We start from the raw sequence: 15,316 nt of genomic DNA on the forward strand, positions 1-15,316 counted from the left end.
GGAGCGCATGATGATTTTCGAAGCTTCTCTCATCGGTCTGCTTTGCTATCTCGGTGCACTCAGTAGTCCCTGGCTGTTTGGCCTGACGGGCGGCTGGTATCTCATCTCCCGCCCGCTGGTTTCGGGGATGCTGGTGGGCCTGATTCTGGGCGACGTTAAAACCGGGATCATGATTGGTGTGGCGGTGCAGGCCGTTTATATCGCGATGGTCACCCCCGGCGGTTCAATGCCTGCCGACCTCAATTTTGTCGCTTATCCTGCTATCGCGCTGGGGATTCTGTCGGGCAAAGGGCCAGAGGTGGCCGTGGCGCTGGCGGCGACCATTGGCATTGCCGGAACGATACTGTTTAACGCCATGATGGTATTGAACTCGTTCTGGAACCACCGCGCCGACGTGGCGCTTGAGCGCGGGGATGAGCGCGGAATTTATCTTAACAGCGCGGTCTGGCCGCAGGTGATGAACTTTGTTCTGCGCTTTGTGCCAACGTTTATCGCCGTCTATTTTGGCGCGCAGTACATCAGCGGGTTTATGGACAGCCTGCCCGGCATCGTACTTTCGACCATGAACGTGCTGGGGGGCATCTTACCGGCCATTGGGATCGCCATCCTGCTTAAGCAGATCATCAAAAGCTACAGCATGCTGATCTACTTCCTGGTGGGCTTCATATGCATTGTGTTCCTGAAGCTCAACATGGTGGCGCTGGTGATTGTGGGCGCCCTGCTGGCGTTAATTCATTACAACTACAAGCCGGAAGCGCCGCAGGCTGTCACGCCGGGTAGGCCCGCCGACGATGAGGATGAATTCTGATGGAAGACCGTAAACTGACCCGAAAAGATCTGCGCCGCTGCTGGCGAGCGTGGATGATGCATAACCTCTCTTCGATGAGCTTCGAGCGTCTGGAATCGTTCGGCTTCTGTCTGAGCATGTTACCGGTCGCCAAAAAACTCTACCCGGATGCCGCCCAGCGCACCGAGATGCTGCGCCGACACGCCTCGTTTTACAACACGGAGCCGCAGATCGGTGCCATCGTAAACGGTATGGCGCTTGGGCTGGAAGAGAAAAAAGCCAACGGCGAGCCCATTGATGGCGAAACGATCAATACCCTGAAGGTGGGGCTGATGGGACCAATCGCGGGGATTGGTGACTCAATGATCCCCGGCATGCTGATCCCCATTTTGCTGAGCATCGGTATGGCACTTGCCGCCGGAGGAAATGTTCTTGGCCCGTTGTTCTACACCGTCGCCTGGCTGGCCATCATTATCCCGGGATCCTGGTTTCTGTTTCTGAAAGGCTACCAGATGGGCTCAGGATCGGTCGAGATGCTGGTGAGCAGCAAGTCAACGCGACTGCGCGAAGCTTTGTCTCTGCTGGGTGTATTTGTGATGGGCGGCGTGGCGGCAAGCTACGTTAAGCTGGGCACCGGACTGGAATTTATCACCCGTGACGGGGTTAACATCCATGTTCAGCAGATGCTTGACGGTATCTTCCCGCAGCTATTACCGCTTCTGGTGGTGCTGGGCACCTGGTATCTGATGGCGAAACGTGGCGTCTCCCCGGTCAGGGCCATGATTGTGTTGCTTGCGCTGGCGGCGCTGGGCGTCGCGTCAGGTCTGTTTGCTGGATAAGACAGCCGGGGCAATGCCCCGGTTTTTTATGGGTGGAAGTTATGCCACAGTTCGGCCACTTTATCCGGGCGAGAGATAAACTGAAAGCGAGCAGGATCGGCAATAAATTGCGTATAGACAGGCTCATCCGTCAGGCCGAATTCGCTGTAGCGACGCGGTGTGATCATCTGTAGCCGCCCCGGCAGATAATGCGTGTTGTGCTGCCAGATGATATGGCTCCCCTGCAGCAGCGGATACCAGGCCAGTCCTTTACGCGCCCGCACGGCATCATATTCAAAACCATATTCCCTGTCGCACCACGCACCGAAGGTCAGCGGTTCATCCGGCGAGGCAGAGATAGTGGCATGCCCCCAGCCAGGCGGAACCAGCACCTTTTCGCCCGGCCCGGCCAGTACGGCGAAACAGCGCCCGGGATCGTCCGCAACATACTCCTGCATATAGATAATGGCGCGCCCCTGCCAGATTTCATACAGCTCGGGCGGAGACCAGCCGCTGTGACGGCTTTTACGGTGTACATGCCCCTGGCTGCGGATCGGCTCTTCACCCAGCGTTCCCGTCGCGTAGGTCACGACCCCAAACAGCAGCATGCGTTTTTTCAGCTCCTGCCGGTCTGCCAGACGGGCGACATCCATCGCAATAGCATAAACGTCTTCCGGGCCTGAGCAGTCAGGATCCCGTAACGACGCGCGGATCTCATCAAGCTTACGGATCTCTGGCATCGGGCCAGTGACGTCCTCACCGTAGCTGAACCCCAGCGGGTGTCGGGTGATGGTCATGTCGAGCCCAAAGTTATCCATTCTGAACCTCCCAGCCACCGTCAGTGGCCAATACCCGCACGGCAAAACCGTGGGGTAATGCGGCATAGTCGTGTCCGGCGACGGCGGGCCAGACCGCGAGTGAAGAGAGCGTGGTCTCACCGGTATTGATCAAACGGTGGGCGGTAAAAGGCGCAATAATATGGACGGATCCCGGCATCACGCACTCCAGATGGGTTTCGCCGGATGTCGTCTGGAGTAAAAGCAGGCCACTTCCCCGCAGTCCAAAATAGACTTCGCCCTGTTCACGACGTTGATGAAAATGGCCGCGGGTCATAAAGAATTCCCGGCCAATTTTACCTGCATGTAAATGGGTAACGCCGACAAACAACGCCCCTTCCTGTGCAGGCGATTCCAGCATTTCGACGTCATACACCGTCTGATGCGGATCGCATTGTGCCCAGGCGTCTCGATCGGCAAACAAACCATTGAGATCGGCAAGGCGTGTGGATTTAAGAATAAGTGCGCCGCGGGCAAGTGTACCACTGGCCCAGGCCACCAGAGGCGGCAGGATAATATCTGAAGTCATCGTCTTCTCCGGCCCGAGGAGAACAACCCGCCCAGCATAACAATTTAAACGATTAACCTGCGCATCAAAGGCGCAATGTGTCAGGTGAATCACAGTTAATCAGCAATAAAAATGCCGGCCACTGACGTGGCCGGCATTCGGGTCATGCGCGAGGAAACTTACTCGACTTCGCGTGCGTCGATACGCAGCTCTTTCGGGACCTCGAAAACAATATTCTCTTCGCGTCCTTCCAGCGGGACCGCTTCGCCGCCGCCCAGTTCCTGCAGACGGGAAATCACGTTCTGCACCAGGATATCCGGAGCCGAGGCGCCGGCGGTTACCCCGACACAGGCCACGTTTTTCACCCACGCTTCCTGGATATCGCTGGAATCATCAATCAGATAGGCCGCTTTCCCCATTCGCTGCGCAAGTTCAGCCAGACGGTTGGAGTTAGAGGAATTTTTCGAACCGACAACCAGCACCACGTCCGCCTGTTCAGCCAGAGCACGCACCGCTTCCTGGCGATTGGTGGTGGCGTAGCAAATGTCGTCCTTACGCGGGCCGACGATTTTCGGGAAGCGCTGGCGCAGGGCGTCAATCACGTCCGACGTATCGTCAACGGAGAGCGTCGTCTGGGTCATAAACGAGAGACGCGTTTCATTTTTGACGTTCAGCGTAAACACATCTTCCGGCGACTCCACCAGGTACATCCCCCCTTCCGGGTTGCTGTACTGGCCCATGGTACCTTCGACTTCCGGGTGGCCGGCATGGCCAATCAGGATCGACTCTTCACCACGACGGCTGGCGCGCGCCACTTCCATATGCACTTTGGTCACTAATGGGCAGGTGGCGTCGAACACGGTCAGATCGCGGCTTTTCGCTTCGTTACGCACCGCCTGAGAAACCCCGTGCGCGGAGAAAATCAGGATCGCGCCGTCAGGCACTTCGCTGATCTGCTCAATGAAGATCGCGCCACGCTCGCGCAGGCTGTCGACGACATAACGGTTATGCACCACTTCGTGACGCACATAAATCGGCGCGCCGTAAATCTCGAGCGCGTTTTCAACAATGCTGATAGCGCGGTCTACACCGGCGCAAAAGCCGCGCGGGTTAGCCAACAGGATCTGCATTTCAGGCCTCCAGTACCGGATCGATCTCCAGCACTTCAATATCAAAATGGACGGTGCGCCCGGCAAGCGGATGGTTGAAGTCAACGGTGATGGAGTCACCATTGATTTCGCGGATCACGCCAGGCATTTCGCTGCCATCCATAGCGGTAAAGAGCATGATCGCCCCGATTTCCGGCTCACCTGCATCCATAAACTCGCGGCGCGAGAAGTACTGAACAAGGTCCGGGCTTGGCACGCCAAACGCGGCATCCGGCTCCAGCGAAAATGCCTTTTTCTCGCCTTCTTTCAGGCCAAGCAGCTGTTGCTCAAGACCTTCAGACAGGGAGGTGTCGCCGAGACGAAACAGGGCGGGTTTGCCGTTATTGCGGGTGGATTCAGCCGTGGAGCCATCATCCAGTTTCAGCGTGAAATGAACGAGAACCGCGCTGTTGCTCTGTACGGATTTAGACATGCAAATTGCTCGCTTGTTTTGACCCCCCGGTGAGAGACGGGAGGCCAGACATTCTGTAGGCCGGGGGCGCATGCGCCACCCGGCATTTACATTTAAGCCTGTTTCTTCGCGGCCGCGTTCGGCAAGAAGCCTTCCAGCACGATTAACGCCGCGCCGATGCAAATTGCGCTGTCGGCGAGGTTAAAGGTCGCGAAGTGCCAGTCGCCGACATAGAAGTCGATCATATCGACCACAAAGCCGTGCCACAGGCGATCAAACAGGTTGCCCAGCGCGCCACCGATAATCAGCGCATAGGCGATGTTATTTAGCTTTTGTGTTGCCTTCGAACGGTACATCAGCAGCGATAGCACCACACAGATACCGATAGCGATACCTGCAAAGAACCAGCGCTGCCAGCCACCGCTGTCAGCAAGGAAACTAAACGCCGCACCGTAGTTACGTGCGTAATGCAGGTTAAGCGACGGGAACAGCGACACCGTCTCCCCCAGAGCAAAATTCTGGAGGATCAGGAACTTGCTGCCCAGATCGATAATCAGCACTACCACCACCAGCCACAGCCAGCGCAGTCCTGTTGAACAGAGAGTTTTACTCATCAGGCAAACTTACGTTTCTCGCCGTCACCGGCGACGTTGCTGACACAGCGTCCGCAGATATCTGCGTGTTCCGCCACCTGGCCGACATCAGTGGTGTAATGCCAGCAACGCGGGCATTTATCACCTTCGGCTTTGCTCAGTGCGACTTTCAGTCCTTTGAGCAGTTCGCTCTGCTGTGCATCAGCAGACGCCTGGGCATAATCCGCAACTTTCGCACCGGAGGTCAACAGGACAAATCGTAATTCATCGCCCAGCGCCGTCAGTTTCGCCGCCAGCTCTGGCTCGGCGTACAGGGTAACTGCCGCTTCCAGCGAGCCGCCGACTTTCTTGTCAGCACGCGCCTGCTCGATAACCTTGTTCACTTCGCCACGCACTTTCAGCAGCTCGTCCCAGAAGGCATCGTTCATCGCTTCGGTGCTGGAGAGATCGAACAGACCTTCATACCACTCGCCGGTGAAGACATACTTCTCACGGTCGCCTGGCAGGTAACCCCAGATTTCATCTGCGGTGAAGGACATGATCGGTGCCATCCAGCGAACCAGCGCTTCTGCGATGTGGAACAGCGCAGTCTGGCAGCTACGACGCGCCACGCTGTCCGCTTTCGCGGTGTACTGGCGGTCTTTGATGATGTCGAGGTAGAACGAGCCCATCTCGATGGAGCAGAAGCGCATCAGGCGCTGCACCACTTCGTGGAAATCATAAGATTCGTAAGCCTTCAGGATATCTTCCTGTGCCGCTTTCGCGCAGCCTACTGCCCAGCGATCCAGCACCACCATCTCTTCCGGTTTCACCATATCTTTTACCGGATCGAACCCGTTCAGGTTCGCCAGCAGGAAGCGCGCGGTGTTACGGATACGACGATAGCTGTCGGCAGCACGTTTCAGGATCTCGTCCGACACCGCCATTTCGCCGGTATAGTCGGTAGAAGCAACCCACAGACGCAGAATGTCCGCGCCCAGTTTGTTCATCACGTCCTGCGGAGAGACGGTGTTACCGATCGATTTAGACATCTTACGGCCCTGACCATCCACGGTGAAACCGTGGGTCAGCACCTGGCGATACGGTGCTTTACCTTTCATGGCGGTGGAAATCATCAGCGATGACATGAACCAGCCACGGTGTTGGTCAGAACCTTCCAGATACATATCTGCCGCGTGGCCGGCAAATTCCGGACGCACGTCAACAACAGACGCGTGCGTTGAACCGGAGTCAAACCACACGTCCAGGGTATCAGGCACTTTCTCGTAGTTGTCTGCATCAGCGCCCAGGATGTCGCGGGAATCGAGATCCCACCATGCCTGAATGCCGTCAACTTCAACACGCTTCGCGACTTCTTCCATCAGCGCCAGGGTGTTCGGGTGCAGTTCCTGTGTCTCTTTGTGCACGAACAGAGACATTGGCACGCCCCAGGTACGCTGACGGGAGATACACCAGTCAGGACGGTTAGCAACCATGGATTCGATACGCGCCTGACCCCAGTCCGGGATCCACTGCACGCCTTTGATCTCTTTCAGGGACTGCTCGCGCAGGCCTTTCTGATCCATGCTGATGAACCACTGTGGGGTCGCACGGAAGATGATCGGTGATTTGTGACGCCAGCAGCACGGATAGCTGTGCTGCATTTTCTCAACGTGCAGCAGCGCGCCGCTGGTGCGCAGCATGTCAACGATGATGTCGTTCGCTTTGAAGACGTTGATACCGTCCAGCGCCGGGTAGGTGCCTGGCAGGTAAGAACCGTCAGGACCAACCGGGTTAGCGATTTCAAGACCGTATTTCAGGCTGATGCTGTAGTCGTCAGGACCGTGGCCACCGGCGGTATGTACCGCACCGGTACCCGCATCCAGCGTCACGTGATCGCCCAGAATCGCCGGCACATCGAAGTCAAGGAACGGGTGTTTGAAGCGCATCAGCTCCAGCGCGTCACCTTTCACGGTGCCCAGCACGGTGTAGTCGGCGATATTCGCGCGTTTCAGCACGCTTTCAACCAGATCTTTCGCCAGGATCAGCGCCTGACCGTCTACCTGCACCAGCGCGTACTCGAACTCACCGGACAGGGAGATCGCGCGGTTTGCTGGCAGTGTCCACGGGGTGGTGGTCCAGATAACCAGCGAGATGGGGCCATTGACAGAGGTCACGCCAAATTTGGCTTTCACCGCCTCCTGATCGACCGCGTGGAAGGCCACGTCGATTGACGGAGAGGTTTTGTCGTAATACTCCACTTCCGCTTCTGCCAGCGCAGAACGGCAGTCCACGCACCAGTGCACCGGCTTCGCGCCTTTGTGCAGATGGCCGTTACCGATGATTTTACCCAGCGCACGGATGATGTTGGCTTCGGTTTTGAAGTCCATGGTCAGGTACGGACGTGACCAGTCACCCAGCACGCCCAGGCGGATAAAGTCCTGACGCTGACCGTCAACCTGCGTGGCCGCGTATTCGCGACATTTTGCGCGGAATTCTGCCGCGGTAAACTTCTCACCCGGCTTACCAAACTCTTGCTCAACTTTCAGTTCGATTGGCAGACCATGGCAGTCCCAGCCCGGAACGTAAGGCGAGTCATATCCCGCGAGGCCTTTGGACTTCACGATAATGTCTTTCAGAATCTTGTTTACAGAGTGACCAATATGAATGCTGCCATTCGCATATGGAGGGCCATCATGCAGAATGAAGGTTTTTTTGCCTTTTTTGGCTGCACGGATGATGCCGTACAGGTCATCATCGGTCCAACGCGCCAGCATTCCCGGTTCGCGCTTGGCGAGATCGCCGCGCATCGGGAACCCTGTTTCCGGCAAATTCAGGGTTGATTTATAGTCACTCATCAGATTCTCGGTTCCGTATTTTTCACGTAGGCATTTAAGCCGGGTTTACTCGCCCAAAAAACTCGCGGGCCGTTAATTCATCTCGCGCGATTTGCGCCTTTAGTTCATCCAGCGAAGCAAATCGCTGCTCATTGCGTATTTTTTTACGCAGTATCACATCTATATGGCGACCATAAAGGTCCATTACAACGTCCAGCAGGTGCACTTCTAATTGTTGACGGACACCGGCGACTGTAGGACGTGTGCCAATATTGGCGACACCGAAATACGGTTTATCGCCCAGACCAGCCACTTCCACCGCATATACCCCTTTAACCGGGGAGACCTGACGACGTAGCGGTATATTCGCCGTCGGGAAACCTATGGTGCGGCCCAGCGCATCGCCATGGACCACACGGCCTGAAATGCTAAACGGATGTCCCAGCAGCGTTTCCGCCGTATCCAGTTCATCGTTGGCCAGCGCCTGACGCACCGCAGTGCTGCTAACCCGGACGCCGCCTTCGCAAAAGGTCATTGCGCTGGTGACATCAAAGCCGTACTCGAGGCCAGCCTTCTGTAATAGCAAGAAATCGCCCTGACGACCAGCGCCAAAGCGGAAATCATCACCCACGGCCAGAAACTGCACGCCAAGGCGCCTGACCAGCAGGTCACTGACGAAATTTTGTGCTGTGAGCGCGGCAAAGCGGCGATCGAAACGCACGCACAATACGTAGTCCACCCCGGACTCTGCCAGGTAGCGCAACTTCTCGCGCAGGCGAGTGAGGCGAGCCGGTGATTTATCGCCGGCAAACAGCTCCAGCGGCTGCGGCTCAAAAATCATCACTACAACGGGCAGGCCACGCGCCTCCCCTTCTTTACGCAATCCCTGCAGCAGCGCCTGATGACCACGATGCACGCCGTCGAAATTACCAATGGTCAGCACGCACCCGTGCGGTGCTCTGCTGAGATTATGTATGCCGCGTATCAGCTTCATGTCTGGCTCAAAACAGTGAAAATCGCCAAAGTATACCTTGTACAGCGGTTAAGGTTAACCGGCGATTGTTCGCGCAAAACAGAAAGCCGTAATGATTTCATCAGGCTGACCTTTCACAGCAAAAAAATCTGCCCGTGAACTGCGTTTTTTGTGCCGAAAAGCTGTATTCACGAGCGACAAGCTGGTAGAATCCTGCGCCATCACTACGTAACGTAGCGTCGCCAATCAACGGCGCTTATTTGCACAAATCCATTGACAAAAGAAGGTATAGAGGGCATATTCCTCGGCCTTTGAATTGTCCACATAGATCATATTTGGGAGTTGGACCTTGGCTAATATCAAATCAGCTAAGAAACGTGCTATCCAGTCTGAAAAGGCTCGTAAGCACAATGCAAGCCGTCGCTCTATGATGCGTACTTTCATCAAGAAAGTATACGCAGCTATCGAAGCTGGCGACAAAGCTGCTGCGCAGAACGCATTTAATGAAATGCAACCAATCGTGGATCGTCAGGCTGCTAAAGGTCTGATCCACAAAAACAAAGCAGCGCGTCATAAAGCAAACCTGACCGCGCAGATCAACAAACTGGCTTAATCGCCACTTGTTGTTGCTTGTTTTAAAAGAACCCGCTTAACGCGGGTTTTTTTATATCTTCAGATTGCCGGTGGCGTAAACAGCGCCGAGTAGTCGCGGTTACAGATGCGCTGTACTGCCGGATGTTGAATCATCCTTTCTGCAAATATCGCGTGATACTCCTCCATCACGTTATCGACCCGGCCAATCTCCGTAATCTTGTTATCTGAATAGAGATCGTGCACGTACAGCGTCGGTGCAACGAAGATGGCGTTATGCGCCTCACCAAAGGCTTTCATTAGCGCCGCATCGTCAAACTCGCCGAGGATCTCCACCTTCAGTCCCTGAGAGTTAAACCAGTTCAGCAGTTTGCGCCCAAGCATGGAGCGCCGGCCTGGCACCAGCAAACGACGCTCCTCCAGACAGGCAGGAAACGGTTTTTCCGGCGGCGGGTTAATGCACCAGAAGCTGACCCCGCATTCGCCAATCTTCACCGAGAACAGCCCTTCCTGCTGCGTAGAGTCGATCGGGCAGTCCGAGATAATCATATCCAGCTTATGCTGGCTCAGCTGCTCCAGCAGCATCTCGTGCGTGGATTCAAAACAGCGCAGATGGATTTGCTCATCTTCGACCACCGCCGCATCCAGCACGCCGCTGACCAGCCGTTTTGACAACGCATCCGCCACGCCGACGTCAAAGAGCAGGTTTGACTCTTTGCGGTAGTTAACAATATCCAGCATCTCCTGGCTTAAGGTGAACATCTTATCCGCGTAGCGGAAAACCAGTTCGCCCAGCTCACTTGGCTCAATCCCACGGCCCTTGCGCTTAAAGAGCTTGCCCTGCAGCCGCTCTTCCAGCGCTTTGATTTGCCCGGTGATGGTCTGCGGCGTCAGGTAGAGCGCCTCTGCCGCCCCCACGACCGAGCCCTGCTTATAGACGTGCCAGAAGTAGTAAAGGTGGTTGTAATTCAAATGAGACATCGTGTCTTCGCTCCCTGATCGTGTAGCGGGAGAAGGTGTTCTTCTCCCGGTTTCCTGTTATGCCTGAACGACCGGTCCTGACAGTTTGACCTTCAATAAGGTATAGCCAGTAACTGCGGCCAGTAACGATCCGATAAGGATACCCAGCTTCGCCCAGACGATAAGCTCAGGCGCATGGGCACCAAAAGCCAGCGTTGAGATAAAGATCGACATGGTAAACCCAATGCCGCACAGCACGCCCACCGCCATGATCTGCTTAAACGTGGTACCGTGCGGCAGTGACGCCAGCTTCAGCTTCAGCGCCAGCCAGCAGAACAGGCTAATACCCAGCGGCTTACCAATAAACAGTCCGGCAATAATGCCCAGCGGCAACATTGAGGTCAGTCCCTCAAGGGTTACCCCTTCCAGCGAAACGCCTGCATTAGCGAAAGCAAACAGCGGCAGGATCATAAAGGCGACCCACGGGTGCAGTACATGCTCCAGCTGTTTGGCAGGCGATTTCCCCTCCTGCGGCTTGAGCGGAACGAAGAAGCCGACGATGACCCCGGCGAGCGTAGCGTGCACGCCTGATTTCAGTACCGCGGTCCACAGCACCATCCCCACCAGCACGTAGATCCCGATGCGGCGCACGTTGCAAATGTTCAACAGCGCCAGTACCGCAATCGCTCCTGCGGCAACGCTCAACGACAGGATCGACAGGTCGCTGGTGTAGAACAGCGCAATAATGACAATCGCGCCCAGGTCATCAATGATCGCCAGCGCCATCAGGAAGATTTTCAGTGCCACCGGCACGCGGCTTCCCAGCAAGGCCAGCACACCCAGGGCAAACGCGATATCCGTTGCTGCCGGAATGGCCCAGCCGTGACGCGATACCGGATCCTGCCAGGTGAACGCCAGGAAGAGCAACGCCGGAATGACCATCCCCCCGAATGCGGCAATCACCGGGAACGCGGCACGCTGACGGCTGGCAAGCGAACCCAGGACCAGCTCACGCTTAACCTCCAGTCCTACCAGCAGGAAAAACACGGCCATCAGTGCATCGTTGATCCACAGCAGCATGTTCTTGTTAATTTCCAGCGCCCCGACTTTCAGCTCGACGGGAGTTTCCAGAAACGCGTGGTAAAAGTCGCGTGTGAAACCCATATTGGCCAGCGCCATCGCGGCCGCAGCGGCAATAATCAGGATGATGCCGCCTGATGCTTCACTGCTAAAAAAACGGTGTATTAATTTCACGTAGGCTCTCTCTTACAGCAATACTTCGGTAAAACCATAATACCAGGCCAAACAGCTCGGCAAAAGCAGGTTAATGTTGAGTATATATTCAGTTTTACCGAATGATAGCCATGAGGACAGCTACAAAAAGAAAAAGCCCGAAATCGCTTCCGGGCTTTTTGAGATGAACACCAGCTAACGGATCAGCGGGTCAAATCGTCGAAGAATTTTTTGACGCCATCGAAGAAGCTTTTGGAGCGCGGGCTGTTTTTCTCACCCGTCGGGCCGCCAAAACTTTCCTGCAGCTCTTTCAGCAGCTGTTTCTGCTTGTCGTTCAGGCCAACCGGGGTTTCAACCACCACGCGGCACAGCAGGTCGCCCTGCGCACCACCGCGAACGGATTTAACACCTTTACCACGCATGCGGAACAGCTTGCCGGTCTGGGTTTCGCCTGGAACCTTCAGATTGACGCGACCATCAAGCGTTGGCACTTCAATTTCGCCACCGAGTGCCGCCATGGCGAAGTTGATGGGCACTTCACAGTACAGGTTGTTGCCTTCACGCTCAAAGATGGCGTGCTGCTTGACCTGAACCTGCACGTACAGATCGCCTGCCGGTGCACCGTGCTCGCCGGCCTCACCTTCACCTGCCAGACGGATACGGTCGCCCGTGTCCACGCCTGCTGGGATTTTAACGGACAGCGTCTTGGTTTTCTCAACGCGACCATGACCGTGGCATTTTGTGCAGGGGTCTTTAATCAGCGTACCGCGACCATGACAGTGCGGACACGCCTGCTGCACGGCGAAGAAGCCCTGACGCATCTGTACCTGACCGGAACCGTGACAGGTTGGACAGGTTTGCGGCTGGGTGCCTGCTTTCGCGCCGCTGCCGTGGCAAACGTCACACTCTTCCAGCGTCGGAATACGGATCTCTTTGGTGACGCCGCGTACGGCCTCTTCCAGCGTCAGATCCATGTTGTAGCGCAGGTCGGCGCCGCGCGCCGCGCGCTGACGGCCACGACCGCCGCCAAAAATGTCGCCGAAAACATCGCCAAAGATATCGCTGAAGTCAGCGCCGCCGCCAAAGCCGCCGCCACCGAATCCACCGCCGCCCATGCCGCCTTGTTCGAAGGCTGCGTGGCCGTACTGGTCATAGGCCGCACGTTTCTGTGCATCGGTCAGGACTTCGTAGGCTTCTTTGATCTCTTTAAATTTGGCTTCAGCCTCTTTGTCACCCTGGTTGCGGTCCGGGTGGAATTTCATGGCCAGGCGCTTATACGCCTTTTTGATTTCACGCTCTTCCGCAGTTTTCGGAACGCCTAAAATCTCGTAATAGTCTTGCTTTGCCATTGGTTTTTTTAAGCCCCTTAACATGCGAGCACGGGCGTGGAGAGTTCTCCTACGCCCGTGCCGATTAATTACCCTGCATCAGGGCGATTATTTTTTGTCTTTCACTTCTTCGAACTCAGCGTCGACAACGTCGTCGTCTTTCGCGTTGTTCTGAGAAGCGTCAGCGCCAGCCTGCTGTTGGGCGTGCTGCTGCTGAGCGATTTCCATCAGCTTCTGAGAAGCCTGTGCCAGCTCCTGCATCTTCGCTTCGATATCCGCTTTGTCTTCGCCTTTCAGAGACGTTTCCAGCGCGCTCAGTGCAGCTTCGATAGCCGTTTTGTCTTCAGCTGGCAGTTTATCGCCGGCTTCTTCAACCTGCTTACGGGTGCTGTGCAGCAGATGGTCGCCCTGGTTACGGGTCTGAACCAGCTCTTCGAACTTACGGTCAGATTCCGCGTTCGCTTCTGCTTCACGAACCATTTTCTGGATCTCTTCTTCGTTCAGACCGGAAGAGGCCTTAATGGTGATCTTCTGCTCTTTACCGCTGTTTTTGTCTTTCGCGGAAACGTGCAGGATACCGTCAGCATCGATATCGAAGGTTACTTCGATCTGCGGCATACCGCGTGGCGCCGGGTTGATGCCATCCAGGTTGAACTGACCCAGTGACTTGTTATCCGCCGCACGCTTACGCTCACCCTGCAGCACATGGATGGTTACTGCAGACTGGTTGTCTTCAGCAGTAGAGAACACCTGGCTGTGCTTAGTAGGGATAGTGGTGTTTTTGGTGATAAGCGCCGTCATCACACCGCCCATGGTTTCGATACCCAGAGACAGCGGGGTAACGTCCAGCAGCAGAACGTCTTTCACATCACCCGTCAACACACCACCCTGAACAGCAGCACCGATAGCCACTGCTTCGTCCGGGTTAACGTCTTTACGTGGCTCTTTACCAAAGAATTCAGCCACTTTCTTCTGAACCATTGGCATACGGGTCTGGCCACCAACGAGGATAACGTCGTTGATATCAGACACGGACAGGCCAGCATCCTGCAGAGCAACTTTCAGTGGCTCGATGGAACGGTTCACCAGGTCTTCTACCAGGCTTTCCAGTTTCGCACGGGTCACTTTAATGTTCATGTGTTTAGGACCGGTCGCGTCTGCAGTGATATACGGCAGGTTCACGTCGGTCTGCTGAGCGGAAGACAGTTCGATCTTCGCTTTCTCAGCGGCTTCTTTCAGGCGCTGCATTGCCAGCGGGTCGTTACGCAGGTCAATGCCCTGATCTTTCTTGAACTCGTCAACGAGGTAGTTGATCAGACGGGTATCGAAGTCTTCACCACCCAGGTGGGTATCACCGTTGGTTGCCAGAACTTCGAAGGTTTTTTCGCCATCAACTTCGTCGATTTCGATAATAGAGATATCGAAAGTACCACCACCCAGGTCGTAAACCGCGATAGTACGGTTGCCAACTTCTTTATCCAGACCGTAAGCCAGTGCCGCTGCGGTTGGTTCGTTGATGATACGTTTTACTTCCAGACCTGCGATACGGCCAGCATCTTTCGTTGCCTGACGCTGAGCATCGTTGAAGTAAGCAGGAACGGTGATAACAGCTTCAGTTACCGGCTCACCCAGGTAATCTTCTGCGGTTTTCTTCATTTTTTTCAGCACTTCAGCAGAGATCTGCGGTGGTGCCGTTTTGGTGCCTTTCACATCAAGCCATGCATCGCCGTTATCTGCTGCGATGATTTTGTAAGGCATGATAGAAACGTCACGCTGAACTTCTTCGTCCTGGAAGCGGCGGCCAATCAGGCGTTTAATCGCAAACAGGGTATTTTGCGGGTTTGTCACTGCCTGACGTTTAGCCGGCTGACCAACCAGAGTTTCACCATCCTGGGTATAAGCAATGATAGAAGGCGTGGTGCGATCGCCCTCGGCGTTCTCCAGCACGCGTGCGGTAGTGCCATCCATAATCGCTACACAAGAGTTGGTAGTACCCAGGTCGATACCAATAATTTTACCCATCTAAACGTCTCCACTTAAAATTCAGTCAACATGTGGTTGTGTACCTGTAATAAGGGCAGAACGTGCTTTTTCAACTGCCCACAATTGATTTTTTTCAGGTCCACACACTGCGGTTGACTACAAGATGGGGTCGCGCCAGCGTCCATCAAGGGGGAACGGTAAAAAAAATTTTTAATTTCACCCTGATGAGATCATAGACGGCATTGATTGCGCCCATTATGATGCCGCGCCCCGTCAGGGAGAACTGACGCGGGTTTAACCATTTCACCATATTAATGATGATTTTTTTGA

14 protein-coding genes and 1 pseudogene are annotated in these 15,316 nt (G+C 55.3%); 3 read left to right on the forward strand and 12 right to left on the reverse strand.

What is annotated here, in order from left to right; translation table 11 throughout:
- Positions 1-10 precede the first annotated feature (10 nt).
- Positions 11-808 carry a PTS mannose/fructose/sorbose/N-acetylgalactosamine transporter subunit IIC gene (locus AC2FAP_RS14225; protein ID WP_449541916.1) on the forward strand — a complete coding sequence of 266 codons (798 nt, stop codon included), beginning with the start codon at positions 11-13 and terminating at the stop codon, positions 806-808.
- The gene (locus AC2FAP_RS14230) at positions 808-1,626 is read left to right on the forward strand and encodes a PTS system mannose/fructose/sorbose family transporter subunit IID (protein ID WP_040018597.1); all 819 of its coding nucleotides are present in this window, start codon (positions 808-810) and stop codon (positions 1,624-1,626) included. Before AC2FAP_RS14225 ends, AC2FAP_RS14230 begins: the two co-directional genes overlap by 1 nt.
- Before the next feature lie 26 nt (positions 1,627-1,652).
- On the opposite strand, the gene AC2FAP_RS14235 is transcribed toward AC2FAP_RS14230, so the two are convergent.
- The 8 genes and pseudogenes from AC2FAP_RS14235 to AC2FAP_RS14270 all read right to left on the reverse strand — a co-directional run bounded on the left by AC2FAP_RS14235 (position 1,653) and on the right by AC2FAP_RS14270 (position 9,138).
- Positions 1,653-2,423, reverse strand: a complete 771-nt coding sequence (locus AC2FAP_RS14235; protein ID WP_020882549.1) for a glucose-6-phosphate isomerase family protein — start codon at positions 2,421-2,423, stop codon at positions 1,653-1,655.
- Positions 2,416-2,970, reverse strand: a complete 555-nt coding sequence (locus tag AC2FAP_RS14240; protein ID WP_047955031.1) for a glucose-6-phosphate isomerase family protein — start codon at positions 2,968-2,970, stop codon at positions 2,416-2,418. The genes AC2FAP_RS14235 and AC2FAP_RS14240 overlap by 8 nt, the downstream gene beginning before the upstream one ends.
- A gap of 158 nt (positions 2,971-3,128) precedes the next feature.
- Positions 3,129-4,079, reverse strand: coding sequence for a 4-hydroxy-3-methylbut-2-enyl diphosphate reductase (gene ispH, locus AC2FAP_RS14245; protein ID WP_020882547.1), 951 nt, complete (start codon positions 4,077-4,079; stop codon positions 3,129-3,131).
- A gap of 1 nt (position 4,080) precedes the next feature.
- Complete coding sequence (fkpB, locus tag AC2FAP_RS14250) at positions 4,081-4,530, reverse strand: FKBP-type peptidyl-prolyl cis-trans isomerase (protein WP_020882546.1); 450 nt, start codon at positions 4,528-4,530, stop codon at positions 4,081-4,083.
- Between the two features lie 92 nt (positions 4,531-4,622).
- Positions 4,623-5,123, reverse strand: coding sequence for a signal peptidase II (gene lspA, locus AC2FAP_RS14255; protein ID WP_020882545.1), 501 nt, complete (start codon positions 5,121-5,123; stop codon positions 4,623-4,625).
- On the reverse strand, positions 5,123-7,939 hold the full coding sequence (ileS, locus tag AC2FAP_RS14260) for an isoleucine--tRNA ligase (protein WP_047955029.1): 2,817 nt from the start codon (positions 7,937-7,939) through the stop codon (positions 5,123-5,125). Before ileS ends, lspA begins: the two co-directional genes overlap by 1 nt.
- A gap of 34 nt (positions 7,940-7,973) precedes the next feature.
- Positions 7,974-8,912, reverse strand: coding sequence for a bifunctional riboflavin kinase/FAD synthetase (gene ribF, locus AC2FAP_RS14265; protein WP_014168574.1), 939 nt, complete (start codon positions 8,910-8,912; stop codon positions 7,974-7,976).
- 7 nt (positions 8,913-8,919) lie between these two features.
- Positions 8,920-9,138, reverse strand: a pseudogene (locus AC2FAP_RS14270) (DUF2575 domain-containing protein).
- A 102-nt stretch (positions 9,139-9,240) separates the two neighbouring features.
- Between AC2FAP_RS14270 and rpsT the strand changes: the two are divergent.
- A complete protein-coding gene (rpsT, locus tag AC2FAP_RS14275; RefSeq protein WP_008502037.1) occupies positions 9,241-9,504 on the forward strand; it encodes a 30S ribosomal protein S20 in 264 nt (87 codons plus the stop codon).
- A 59-nt stretch (positions 9,505-9,563) separates the two neighbouring features.
- Here rpsT and nhaR read toward each other — a convergent pair whose 3' ends face one another.
- From nhaR to dnaK, 4 genes are all read right to left on the reverse strand, one after another.
- Positions 9,564-10,463 carry a transcriptional activator NhaR gene (nhaR, locus tag AC2FAP_RS14280; protein WP_014168572.1) on the reverse strand — a complete coding sequence of 300 codons (900 nt, stop codon included), beginning with the start codon at positions 10,461-10,463 and terminating at the stop codon, positions 9,564-9,566.
- A 57-nt stretch (positions 10,464-10,520) separates the two neighbouring features.
- A complete protein-coding gene (gene nhaA, locus AC2FAP_RS14285) occupies positions 10,521-11,696 on the reverse strand; it encodes a Na+/H+ antiporter NhaA (protein ID WP_014168571.1) in 1,176 nt (391 codons plus the stop codon).
- A 182-nt stretch (positions 11,697-11,878) separates the two neighbouring features.
- Positions 11,879-13,024: a molecular chaperone DnaJ gene (gene dnaJ / locus AC2FAP_RS14290; RefSeq protein WP_020882543.1), complete on the reverse strand. Its 1,146-nt coding sequence runs from the start codon at positions 13,022-13,024 to the stop codon at positions 11,879-11,881.
- An 87-nt stretch (positions 13,025-13,111) separates the two neighbouring features.
- Positions 13,112-15,025, reverse strand: coding sequence for a molecular chaperone DnaK (gene dnaK, locus AC2FAP_RS14295; RefSeq protein ID WP_014168568.1), 1,914 nt, complete (start codon positions 15,023-15,025; stop codon positions 13,112-13,114).
- Between the last annotated feature and the right edge of the window lie 291 nt (positions 15,026-15,316).

The organism is Enterobacter cloacae complex sp. 394I7 (assembly GCF_057320345.1).

Bases quoted from the DNA above. Each gene is read 5' to 3' on its own strand.
- AC2FAP_RS14225 (WP_449541916.1), top strand. From the start codon at position 11: ATGATTTTCGAAGCTTCTCTCATCGGTCTGCTTTGCTATCTCGGTGCA.
- AC2FAP_RS14230 (WP_040018597.1), top strand. From the start codon at position 808: ATGGAAGACCGTAAACTGACCCGAAAAGATCTGCGCCGCTGCTGGCGA.
- AC2FAP_RS14235 (WP_020882549.1), bottom strand. From the start codon at position 2,423: ATGGATAACTTTGGGCTCGACATGACCATCACCCGACACCCGCTGGGG.
- AC2FAP_RS14240 (WP_047955031.1), bottom strand. From the start codon at position 2,970: ATGACTTCAGATATTATCCTGCCGCCTCTGGTGGCCTGGGCCAGTGGT.
- ispH (WP_020882547.1), bottom strand. From the start codon at position 4,079: ATGCAGATCCTGTTGGCTAACCCGCGCGGCTTTTGCGCCGGTGTAGAC.
- fkpB (WP_020882546.1), bottom strand. From the start codon at position 4,530: ATGTCTAAATCCGTACAGAGCAACAGCGCGGTTCTCGTTCATTTCACG.
- lspA (WP_020882545.1), bottom strand. From the start codon at position 5,123: ATGAGTAAAACTCTCTGTTCAACAGGACTGCGCTGGCTGTGGCTGGTG.
- ileS (WP_047955029.1), bottom strand. From the start codon at position 7,939: ATGAGTGACTATAAATCAACCCTGAATTTGCCGGAAACAGGGTTCCCG.
- ribF (WP_014168574.1), bottom strand. From the start codon at position 8,912: ATGAAGCTGATACGCGGCATACATAATCTCAGCAGAGCACCGCACGGG.
- nhaR (WP_014168572.1), bottom strand. From the start codon at position 10,463: ATGTCTCATTTGAATTACAACCACCTTTACTACTTCTGGCACGTCTAT.
- dnaJ (WP_020882543.1), bottom strand. From the start codon at position 13,024: ATGGCAAAGCAAGACTATTACGAGATTTTAGGCGTTCCGAAAACTGCG.
- dnaK (WP_014168568.1), bottom strand. From the start codon at position 15,025: ATGGGTAAAATTATTGGTATCGACCTGGGTACTACCAACTCTTGTGTA.